The organism is Streptomyces boetiae (genome assembly GCF_031845405.1).
GTDB classification, from domain to species: domain Bacteria; phylum Actinomycetota; class Actinomycetes; order Streptomycetales; family Streptomycetaceae; genus Streptomyces; species Streptomyces boetiae.
On the sequence record NZ_JAVREN010000047.1, the window covers coordinates 30,616 to 40,272 of the forward strand.

Consider the following 9,657-nt stretch of genomic DNA (forward strand, 5'->3'; position numbering starts at 1 on the left):
TCTTCCTCAGCCGCCTGCCGGGTGTGGGGGGCGTTGCCCCGGCTCCGCTGTCGTGCCGCGGATTCGGCGGTTCCTCCGCGGCCGTTCGGGGTGAACGGTCTACCGCGCGGAGGTTCGAGCCCAGACCCTAGCGAGGTGGGTTTCCGGTATTCAAATCCTCGTGCTCATTTTTTACTTACCTCACACCGGGCGCGTCCGCGTCCCTACGGTCCGTCGCGGGCAACTGGGCCGTTAAGCCCATCTCCGCCCACGAAAGCGGCGGATGGGGCATCGGCGGCAGAAGCCTCAGGTGCGCGCCAGGCGTCTGAGGAGCAGCGCGGAGGCGACGGGGCGGGCCCCGGCCACGGCGACGCCGTCGGCGACCTCCCGGTCGGTGGAGACCACGACGACGGGGCGGCCGGGCGGCTCGGCGCGCACCAGTTGGCGGATCAGCTCGTCGGCGGTCTGGCCCGGCGAGCTGAAGAGGACCCGCACGCCGCGCGGCGGGGCCAGCAGCACGGGGCCGGCCAGCTCGGCGCCGTCGAAGACGCACGTCATCTCGGCGCCGGTCTGGGCGGCGAGCACGGCCAGGCCGCGCAGCAGCCGCAGGCGCTGCTTCTCCAGCGGCAGGGTGGGATAGCCGGTCTTGGTGACGTTGTACCCGTCGACGACGAGGTGGGCCTGGGGCAGCGCGAGGAGCTGGTCGAGCAGGGCGGGGTCGTCCTCGGCCAGGGCCCGGCGCGCGATGTCCTGAGGAGAGACGTCCCCGGGCTCGACGGCGTCCACGGTCTGCGCGGGCTTCAACGAGGCGGGCGGCAGGGCAAGCTCGCGGCGCAGGCCCTGGGCGGCGTCCAGCACGGTGTCCAGCAGCAGGCGCAGGCGCATGTCCTCGATGCCGCGGCCCTCGCGCACGGACTTGCGGCTGGCCTCCAGGGCGGCCTCGGCCTCGGCCAGCCGCGCGCGGAGCCGGCGGGCCTCGCCCTCGGCGGCGGCGCGGGCGGCGCCGTACTCGGCGCGCACCTCCTCCAGCTCGGCCCGCAGCTTGCGCAGGGCCGCCTCGCCGCGCCGCACGTCGCTGACGGCGCTGCGCAGCTTGCGGTGCACGGCGTCGCCCTCCCGGCGGGCGGCCTCCAGCTCGGCGCGCAGCCGCTCGCCCTCGGTGCGGGCGGCCGTCCGCACCTCGGCCAGCTCCTCCCGCAGCCGCGCCAGCTCCAGCTCCCGCTCCTGCCCGGCGCGTTCCTCCTGGGCCCGCTGCGCCTCCTCGCCGGCGGCGGCCACGAGCTTGGCCCAGCCGGGCGGGCGCAGCAGGAAGGCGGCGGCGGCGATCTCGACGGGGTCGGCGGCCGGCGGGGGCGCGCCGCGGTCGACGGCCTCGGCCAGCTCGGGCTCTGCCAGGCGGAAGCGGGCGGCGACGCGCTGGCGGAAGACGGCCTCGGCCTCCAGCGCGGCGGCGATGGCGCTGCCGCCGAATTTCACCCGACGGGAGGGGGTGAACCGGGCGTACTGGCGCAGACCGGGCGGCAGCTCGCCGAGGGTGAGGCCGGTGAACGCGTCACCGGCCAGGACGATGACGCGGTGCCGGACCCGTTCGGGCAGGGGGCGGTCCAGGGACTCGGCCGGCTCCGCGGACCCGGGCTCCGTCTGCCCCCGCGCGTCCTCGCCGTCCGTGGGATCCACCACCGTTCACACCGTCCGTCGGCCCTGTCGTTCCTTCATCGGCCCTCCCTCGTCGCCCCGGTCACCCTACGGCCTGGTAGCCGCCGGGGCCCGCGGCGCGGGCTAGGGTGTGCCTGCGTACCGCGTCAGCCGCCACAGGAACGGGGCTTCAGCCGTGATCACTGCGATCGTGCTCATCACCACCAGTGTGGACCGCGTGCCCGAGGTCGCGGAGCGGATCGCGGCGCTGGAGGGGGTCAGCGAGGTCTATTCGGTGACCGGCCCCCACGACCTTATCGCCCTGGTCCGGGTCCGCCGCCACGAGGAGCTGTCGGAGGTCATCCCGCACCGGCTGAGCAAGGTGCCCGGCGTGGAGTCCACGGAAACCCACATCGCCTTCCGCACCTACTCGCGCCACGACCTGGAGGCGGCCTTCGCCATCGGCCTGGACGAGTAGGGGCTCCGCCCCCGGCACCGGCAACGCCCACGGCGCGGGCCGTCCCGGGGGCGCGGGGCCCGGCGGGATCAGGCCCGGGTCGCGGCGGCCCAGCGTTCCAGGGTCGCGGTGGCGGCGCCGGAGTCGATGGCCCCGGCGGCGCGCGGCAGGCAGGCCGCGATCTGCTCGGTCAGGGACACGTCCCGCGGGGTGAGCGCGGCCAGGCCCGCCGCGGCGTTGAGGAGCACCGCGTCGCGCACCGGGCCCGTCTCCCCCGCCAGCACCCGGCGGGCCACCTCCGCGTTGTGGGCGGCGTCCGCCCCGCGCAGCGCCTCCACCGGGGCCAGGCCGATGCCCACCTCGCGCGGGTCGAAGCGCTCCTCGCGGACCTTGCCGTCGCGGACCACCCAGACCGTGGAGGTGGCGGTGACGGTCAGTTCGTCCAGGCCGTCGTCGCCGCGGAAGACCAGCGCGGAGGTGCCGCGTTCGGCCAGCACGCCCGCCATGATGGGGGCCATCCGCGCGTCGGCCACGCCGGTGGCCTGGGCGCCGACCCGGGCCGGGTTGGTGAGCGGGCCCAGGAAGTTGAAGGGCGTGGGGATGCCGAGCTGGCCGCGCGCGGAGGCGACGTGGCGCAGCGCCGGGTGGAACTTCACCGCGAAGCAGAAGGTGATCCCGGCCTCGGCGGCGACCTCGGCGACCCGCTGCGGGCTGAGGTCGAGGTTCACGCCCAGATGCGCCAGGACGTCCGAGGAGCCGCTGGCGCTGGAGGCGGCGCGGCTGCCGTGCTTGACGACGGTGGCGCCGGTGGCGGCCACGACGATCGCGGCCATGGTGGAGATGTTGACGGTCCTGGCGCGGTCGCCGCCGGTGCCCACGACGTCCACGGTCGGCCCGGGGACCTCGATCAGGTGGGCGTGGGCGTACATCGCGCGGACCAGGCCCGCGATCTCCTCCACCGTCTCGCCCTTGGCGCGCAGGCCCACCGCGAAGCCGGCGATCTGCGCGTCCGTGGCCTGGCCGCTCATGATCTCGTCCATCGCCCAGGCCGTCTCCTCCGCCGTGAGGTCGCGGCCGGCGATCAGCGCGGAGAGCACGTCGGGCCAGGCCAGGGCCGCCGCGCGGTCGCCTCCGGCGGGGGTCACAACGCTCATCGGGCACTCCTGGCTGGGACGCGGGACGGGACGGCACGAGCCTAGCGAAGCGGCCCGGCGGCGGCGGAGGGATTCCGTGAGGTGGGCGGCCCGCCGTGGACGGGCCCGGGAAAGGGCCGTGGCCGCTGGTGATCTCGCGGTACTCCTCGGCGGTCGGCTTGGGGATCTGGGCCTGCGGGCCGAAGTACCCGCGGCTGATCCTCGCGCGCAGCCGCTCCACCGGGCCGACGCGGCGCCGCACGCCGTTCTCGTCGGTGGCCGGGCCGATCTCCGCCGGGCGCTCCTGCTCATGCACGGTGAGCGTGTACAGCTGCTCCCGGGGAAGCGGCTCGTGCACCTCGATGAACTCGCCGTGCGGCAGCCGCTTGATGATGCCGGTCTCGCGGCCGTGCAGCACCTTGTCCCGGTCCCGGCGCTGGAGGCCCATGCAGATCCGCCGGGTGGCGAAGAACGCCAGCACGGGCAGGACGAAGAAGCCGATCCGGCAGAACCAGGTGATGGCGTTGATGGACAGGTGGAAGTTCACCGCCCACACGTCGTTGCCGCCCGCGATCAGGGTGACGACGTACGCCGTCAGCCAGGCCACGCCGAAGCCGGTGCGGGTGGGGGCGTTCCGCGGGCGCTGCGCGATGTGGTGCTCGCGCTTGTCCTTGGTGACCCACGCCTCGAAGAACGGGTAGAGCCCGATCAGCACCAGCATCGCCGGGAAGAGGCCCAGCGGGATCATCAGCCCGAAGTTGACCGTGTAGCCGCCGGGGATGACCCACTCCCAGCCGGGCATCATGCGCACCAGGCCCTCGGAGAAGCCGAGATACCAGTCCGGCTGGGCGTTGGTCGAGACCTGGTCGGGGCGATAGGGCCCCAGCACCCAGACGGGGTTGATCTGCACCGTCGCCGCGATGGCCGCGATGACGCCGAAGACCAGGAAGAAGAAGCCGCCGGCCTTGGCCATGTAGACGGGCAGCAGCGGCATGCCGACCACGTTGTTGTTGGTGCGGCCGGGGCCCGCGAAGTGCGTGTGCTTGTGGTACACGATCAGGATCAGGTGCGCGGCGACGAGGCCGAGCATGATGCCGGGCAGCAGCAGCACGTGGATGACGAAGAACCTCGGGATGATGTCGTGCCCGGGGAACTCCCCGCCGAACAGGAACATCTGGAGGTACGTCCCGATGACCGGCGTGGAGAGGATGGCGCCCTCCATGAACCGGATGCCGGTGCCCGAGAGCAGGTCGTCGGGCAGCGAGTAGCCCGTCAGGCCGGTGAAGACCGCCAGGATCAGCAGGGTCCAGCCGAACAGCCAGTTGACCTCGCGCGGCTTGCGGAAGGAGCCGGTGAAGAACACCCGCATCATGTGGAAGAGGATGCCGACCACGAAGATCAGCGCGGCCCAGTGGTGGATCTGGCGCACCAGCAGGCCGCCGCGCACGTCGAAGCTGATGTCGAGCGTGGAGGCGTACGCCTCGGTCATCATCACGCCCTGCATCGGCACGTACGAGCCGTCGTACTCGACTTCGGCCATGCTGGGCGTGAAGAACAGCGTCAGGTAGACGCCGGTCAGGATCAGGATGACGAAGGCGTACAGGCAGATCTCGCCGAGCAGGAACGACCAGTGGTCGGGGAAGATCTTGCGCATGTTGGCCTTGGCGAGGCTGTAGAGACCCAGCCTGCCGTCGGCCCAGTCGGCGACCCGCTCGCCGGCGGGCGCCTTGCCCCGCGGCTTCGCCGGGGCCTCAGTGGTCGTGCTCATCCGCGCTCCCAGAAGCTCGGGCCGGGGGGCTCCTCGAAGTCGCCAAGGGCCTGGAGGTAGCCGTCTTCGTTCACCGTGATGCGCAGCTGCGGCAGGGGGTGGCCGGCCGGGCCGAAGAGGACCCGCGCGCCGTCGGCGAGGTCGAACGTCGACTGGTGGCAGGGGCAGAGCGCGTGGTGGGTCTGCTGCTCGTACAGGGTGGCGGGGCAGCCGATGTGGGTGCAGATCTTCGAGAAGCACAGGATGCCCTCGTGGCCCCACTCGGCGGACCGCTCGTCCCGGATGTCCTCGGGCTCCAGCCGCACCAGCATGACCGCGGCCTTGGCGATCTCGCTGTGGAAGTCCTCCGCGTGCGGGTCGAGCCCCTCGGGCATGGCCTGGGTCAGCGAGCCCACGGTGATGTCCTCGGGCCGCAGCGGCTGGAGGGTGGTGTCGTTGATGATCAGCGAGCCCTCGCGCCAGGCGGTGTGCCGCAGCTTGTCCTCGGGCAGCGGGCCCAGGTCGCGCAGCAGCACCAGCCCGGAGAGCGGAACGAGGCCCAGCGCGCCGTACATCGTGCGCCGGATCAGCTTCCGCCGGCCGAACTGCGATTCGGCGGCACCCTTGCGGAACTCCTCCAGGACGTGCGCCTTGACCTCGGGGGTGGCCTCGACGGCGTGCCGCTCCTCGGGGACCTCCTCGTCCGACATCAGGGTGCGGGCCCAGTGGATCGCGCCGGCGCCGATGCAGAACAGCGCCAGGCCCAGCGTCAGGCCGAGCGCGAAGTTCAGGCCGCTGGTGTGGCCGAAGGGCCAGATGTAGACGATCCGGTCGATGTCGATCGCGACGTAGGAGGCGATGAAGCCGACCGTCGCGAGCATCGAGAGGGTGAAGAGGAAGGCGACGGTCCGCTCGGAACGCCGGGCCGCGCGCTCGTCGATGTCCTGCCGCCGCGGCTCGTGCGGCTCAAGACCCGGGTCGGCGAACGGGTCGTCCGCCAGCGCGGGGTCGGCGCCGTGCGCCTGCCTGCTGTCGGGCAGCAGGTGCTCGCGCTCCGCGCCCTCCGCGGTCTCGGTCTCGTCGGTGTGGCTGTTGCTGCTCATGACTTCCTGGCCTTTGCGGTCCTGGCGCCGACCCACACCGCCACGGCGATCAGCGCGCCGATGCCGAAGGTCCACGCGAACAGGCCCTCGCTGACGGGGCCGAAGCCGCCCAGCGTGAAGCCTCCGGGGTTCGCCGCCTGGGAGGTGTTGACCTCGTTGAGCCAGGCGATGATGTCGCGCTTCGCCTCCTCCGGGAGCGTGGAGTCGGGGAAGGAGGGCATGTTCTGCGGGCCGGTGATCATGGCCTCGTAGATGTGGCGGGGGTCGACGTCGCCCAGGTCGGGCGCGCTCTTGCCATGGGTGAGGGCGCCGCCCTGGCCGGTGAAGTTGTGGCACTGCGAGCAGTTGGTCCGGAACAGCTCGCCGCCGCGGGCCGCGTTGCCGCCGGAGGGGTCGTAGGCCGCCTCCTCGGGGATCGACGGGCCGGGGCCGAGGGAGGCGATGTACGCCGCGAGCTGGTCGATCTCCGCCTGGGCGTAGACCCTGGGCTTGCTGGGGGCCTGCGGGCCGGGCTGCTGCATCGGCATCCGGCCGGTGCCGACCTGGAAGTCGACCGCGGCCGCACCGACACCGACCAGGCTGGGCCCGTCGCTGCCGCCCTGGCCTCCGCGGCCGTGGCAGCTTGAGCAGCCGACTTCGTAGAGCCGTTCGCCCTCCTCGATGGCGAGGGACTGGGCCGATGCCTCGGCCTGGGCCTCGCCCGCGGGCGCGAGCGCTGCGTACAGCCCCCCTGTGGCCGCCAGCGCGAGGAGGAGGACGACGAGCGCCGCCAGCGGATGGCGCCGTCGTACGGAGAGCTTTTTCACGGATTACCCCGGTGTCAGGATCTTCTGCGTCGGTGCGGTGGGAAGTGCGCGGTGCGTGAGCCGTGTGTCGGGACGGGCTACTTGATCAGGTAGATCGTGGCGAAGAGGCCGATCCAGACGACGTCGACGAAGTGCCAGTAGTACGACACGACGATGGCCGTGGTGGCCTGCTCGTGCGTGAACCGCCGTGCGGCGTAGGTCCGGCCCAGGACGAGCAGGAAGGCGATGAGGCCGCCCAGCACGTGCAGTCCGTGGAAGCCGGTCGTGAGGTAGAACGCCGAGCCGTAGGGGCCGGAGGAGAGCGAGACGCCCTCGTGCGCGACCAGCTCGACGTACTCGGTGACCTGTCCGCCGATGAAGATGGCTCCCATGACGAAGGTGATCACGAACCAGACGCGGAGCTTCTTCACGTCACCCCGCTCGGCGGCGAAGACGCCGAGCTGGCAGGTGAGCGAGGAGAGCACCAGGATCGTGGTATTGGTCGCCGAGAACGGCAGGTTGAGCGCGTCTGCGTTCTCCTGCCAGTACTCCGCTCCCATCACCGACCGCAGGGTGAAGTACATCGCGAAGAGGGCCGCGAAGAACATCAGCTCGGAACTGAGCCAGATGACGGTCCCGACGCTGGTCACATTCGGCCGGTTGACCGAGGGGATCGCGTGCCCGGTGTCTGCTGCTGTTGCTGTCGCCACGACGGTCATTATGTCGGGCGGTTTTCCGGGGGTTGTCGCGGGGGTCGGGTTCGGTGTGTCCCGGCCGCTCCGGGGCGTTGCGCACGGACCGGCGCGGCGTCCGCCCGCCCGCGCGCCGCGCCGCGGCGGGGTTCCGGCCCTGCCCGCGGGAGCCGCGCAGGAGTAGCATCCGCGGCAGCGGCGGCCCGACCCGGCCGGCGCCCGCCAACGACCCCGCGGAGGAACGATGGAGCGCACCGTCACGGTGCTGGTCTACAGCGACGACGTCACCACCCGCGAGCAGGTGCGCCTGGCCGCCGGGCGCCGTCCCGCGGCGGACGCCCCGGCCGTGGAGTACGTGGAGTGCGCCACGCTGCCCGCGGTCCTGGCGGAGCTGGAGAAGGGCGGCATCGACGCCTGCGTGCTGGACGGCGAGGCGGTCCCGGCGGGCGGCATGGGCGTGTGCCGCCAGATCAAGGACGAGATCTTCGACTGCCCGCCCGTGCTGCTGCTGATCGCCCGGCCCCAGGACGCCTGGCTGGCCACGTGGAGCCGCGCGGAGGCCACCGTGGCCCACCCGCTGGACCCGGCGGAGCTGGCCGCCTCCCTGGCCTCCCTGCTGCGCGGCAGGCTGTCCTCGGCGGCCTGACGCCGGGTGAAGGCCCCTTCCGCGGCCTGATCGCGGTCCGATCGCTCCCGCGCGCCCGGCGCGCCCCTCCCCCGGGTCCCGGGGCTCAGACCTGCGGCTGGAGGCGGCCGGTGGCCCGCGCGGGGGTCGCGGTGGCGGCGTCCTCGCCGTGCAGGGCGCTGCCCTCGCGCCACTCCTCCCAGGAGAGGTTCCAGTCCCCGAAGCCGTTGCCGAACGGCGCCATGTCCTCGCCGAAGCCGTTGACGTGCTCCACGATGTCCCCGGGCCGCACGAGTTCGTAGAACCACTGGGCGTTCTCGGTGCTCAGGCCGGTGCAGCCGTGGCTGACGTTCGCGGAGCCCTGGGAGCCGACCGACCAGGGCGCGCCGTGGACGTACTCGCCGCTCCAGGTCAGGCGCGCCGCCCAGTACACCGGCAGGTCGTAGGACTCGGCGCTGCCGGCCGGGATGCCGATGCTGGTGCCGGTCATCCGCACGAACTGCTCGCGGCCGAGGATGACCTTCTTGCCGCTGCGGGTGGCGAAGCCCTCCTTGCCGGTGGTGATCGGCAGGGTCCGCAGCTCCTCCCCGTTGCGCAGCACGGTCATGGTGTGCGCGCTGATGTCGGCTATCGCCTCGACCCGGTCGCCCGTGCGCAGGTCCAGGGGCTTGCCGGTGCCGCCGCGCAGGCCCTCGCGTATCGGCAGGCCCGCGAGGTGGGAGCGGACGGTGATGCTGGCGTTGGCCGGCCAGTAGTCCTCGGGGCGGTAGTGCAGCTCGGTGTCGTCGACCCAGTGCCAGGAGCCCTGTGTGGCCGGCTGCGATTCGACGGCCAGCGCCCCTTCCACGAGGGCGCGTTGGCGCGGGTCGGAGATCTTCCGGCTGAGCTTGGCGGTGACCGGCTGCCCGACGCCGTAGGTGCCCGCCTCCGGCCCGAAGGTGACGTTGAGCTGCTTCTCGCCGTCCACCGCGCGGGTAGTGAAGCTGTGGGTGCCGCGGCCGGGTGCGCCCTCGCCGTTCTCGGTGGCGACGCGGACGGTGTAGGTGATGCCGGCGGCGAGCGGGGAGGTGCTGCGCCAGCCGCGGCCGTCGGCGGTGAGTTCGCCGGCCAGGGGGCGGCCTCCGGCGTCGGTGGCGGCGACGTCGGTGATGCGGGTGCCGCCGCCTGTGGCGCTGATCTTCAGGGGGCTGTCGGGGTCGACGGCGGTGGCCGCCTCCTTGCCCTCGGGGGCCTGGGCGGTGCCGAACGAGAGCTGGCCGGTGGCGTCGTACGGGTCTCCGGCCAGGGGCTGGTCGCTCTCCCCGCACGCGGAGAGGCCGGCCAGCAGGGGCGCGAGTATGAGCGCCGAGCCGAGCCTGACGCGAGTGGTGTGACTCATAGCCACAACGTAAGGACGGCCCGCCGCCGCGGCGCGCGGGCTTGCTGCAAACGGGGGGCGGCCCCGGGGCCGCCGCGCGCAGTCTCAGCGGCTCACTGGTTCTGGTTCTCGCCGCGGTAGTAC

Annotated in this window: 8 protein-coding genes and 1 pseudogene; 2 read left to right on the forward strand and 7 right to left on the reverse strand. The window is 72.9% G+C overall.

Annotated features, from left to right (window positions below):
- Positions 1-285: 285 nt before the first annotated feature.
- Positions 286-1,656: an NYN domain-containing protein gene (locus RM780_RS23130; RefSeq protein WP_394813058.1), complete on the reverse strand. Its 1,371-nt coding sequence runs from the start codon at positions 1,654-1,656 to the stop codon at positions 286-288.
- Positions 1,657-1,810: 154 nt separating this feature from the next.
- On the opposite strand from RM780_RS23130, the gene RM780_RS23135 reads away from it, so the two are divergent.
- The gene (locus RM780_RS23135) at positions 1,811-2,092 is read left to right on the forward strand and encodes an Lrp/AsnC family transcriptional regulator (protein ID WP_311632790.1); all 282 of its coding nucleotides are present in this window, start codon (positions 1,811-1,813) and stop codon (positions 2,090-2,092) included.
- Positions 2,093-2,160: 68 nt separating this feature from the next.
- On the opposite strand, the gene trpD is transcribed toward RM780_RS23135, so the two are convergent.
- From trpD to ctaE, 5 genes and pseudogenes are all read right to left on the reverse strand, one after another.
- Entirely contained in the window at positions 2,161-3,225 is a 1,065-nt protein-coding gene (gene trpD, locus RM780_RS23140) for an anthranilate phosphoribosyltransferase (RefSeq protein WP_311632791.1), read from the reverse strand.
- A 115-nt stretch (positions 3,226-3,340) separates the two neighbouring features.
- Positions 3,341-4,972, reverse strand: a pseudogene (gene qcrB, locus RM780_RS23145) (cytochrome bc1 complex cytochrome b subunit); the annotation flags it as partial.
- Positions 4,969-6,054 carry a cytochrome bc1 complex Rieske iron-sulfur subunit gene (gene qcrA / locus RM780_RS23150; protein WP_311632792.1) on the reverse strand — a complete coding sequence of 362 codons (1,086 nt, stop codon included), beginning with the start codon at positions 6,052-6,054 and terminating at the stop codon, positions 4,969-4,971. The gene qcrA and the pseudogene qcrB, both read right to left, overlap by 4 nt.
- A complete protein-coding gene (gene qcrC / locus RM780_RS23155; protein WP_311632793.1) occupies positions 6,051-6,860 on the reverse strand; it encodes a cytochrome bc1 complex diheme cytochrome c subunit in 810 nt (269 codons plus the stop codon). Before qcrC ends, qcrA begins: the two co-directional genes overlap by 4 nt.
- A 77-nt stretch (positions 6,861-6,937) precedes the next feature.
- Positions 6,938-7,558: an aa3-type cytochrome oxidase subunit III gene (gene ctaE / locus RM780_RS23160; protein WP_311632795.1), complete on the reverse strand. Its 621-nt coding sequence runs from the start codon at positions 7,556-7,558 to the stop codon at positions 6,938-6,940.
- A gap of 217 nt (positions 7,559-7,775) precedes the next feature.
- Between ctaE and RM780_RS23165 the strand changes: the two genes are divergently transcribed.
- The gene (locus RM780_RS23165; RefSeq protein ID WP_311632796.1) at positions 7,776-8,177 is read left to right on the forward strand and encodes a response regulator transcription factor; all 402 of its coding nucleotides are present in this window, start codon (positions 7,776-7,778) and stop codon (positions 8,175-8,177) included.
- 85 nt (positions 8,178-8,262) lie between these two features.
- On the opposite strand, the gene RM780_RS23170 is transcribed toward RM780_RS23165, so the two are convergent.
- Positions 8,263-9,534 carry a L,D-transpeptidase gene (locus RM780_RS23170; RefSeq protein ID WP_311632798.1) on the reverse strand — a complete coding sequence of 424 codons (1,272 nt, stop codon included), beginning with the start codon at positions 9,532-9,534 and terminating at the stop codon, positions 8,263-8,265.
- Positions 9,535-9,657: the final 123 nt, after the last annotated feature.

Coding starts and splice junctions, on each gene's coding strand:
- qcrA (WP_311632792.1), bottom strand. CDS start 6,054: ATGAGCAGCAACAGCCACACCGACGAGACCGAGACCGCGGAGGGCGCG.
- RM780_RS23165 (WP_311632796.1), top strand. CDS start 7,776: ATGGAGCGCACCGTCACGGTGCTGGTCTACAGCGACGACGTCACCACC.
- trpD (WP_311632791.1), bottom strand. CDS start 3,225: ATGAGCGTTGTGACCCCCGCCGGAGGCGACCGCGCGGCGGCCCTGGCC.
- ctaE (WP_311632795.1), bottom strand. CDS start 7,558: ATGACCGTCGTGGCGACAGCAACAGCAGCAGACACCGGGCACGCGATC.
- RM780_RS23170 (WP_311632798.1), bottom strand. CDS start 9,534: ATGAGTCACACCACTCGCGTCAGGCTCGGCTCGGCGCTCATACTCGCG.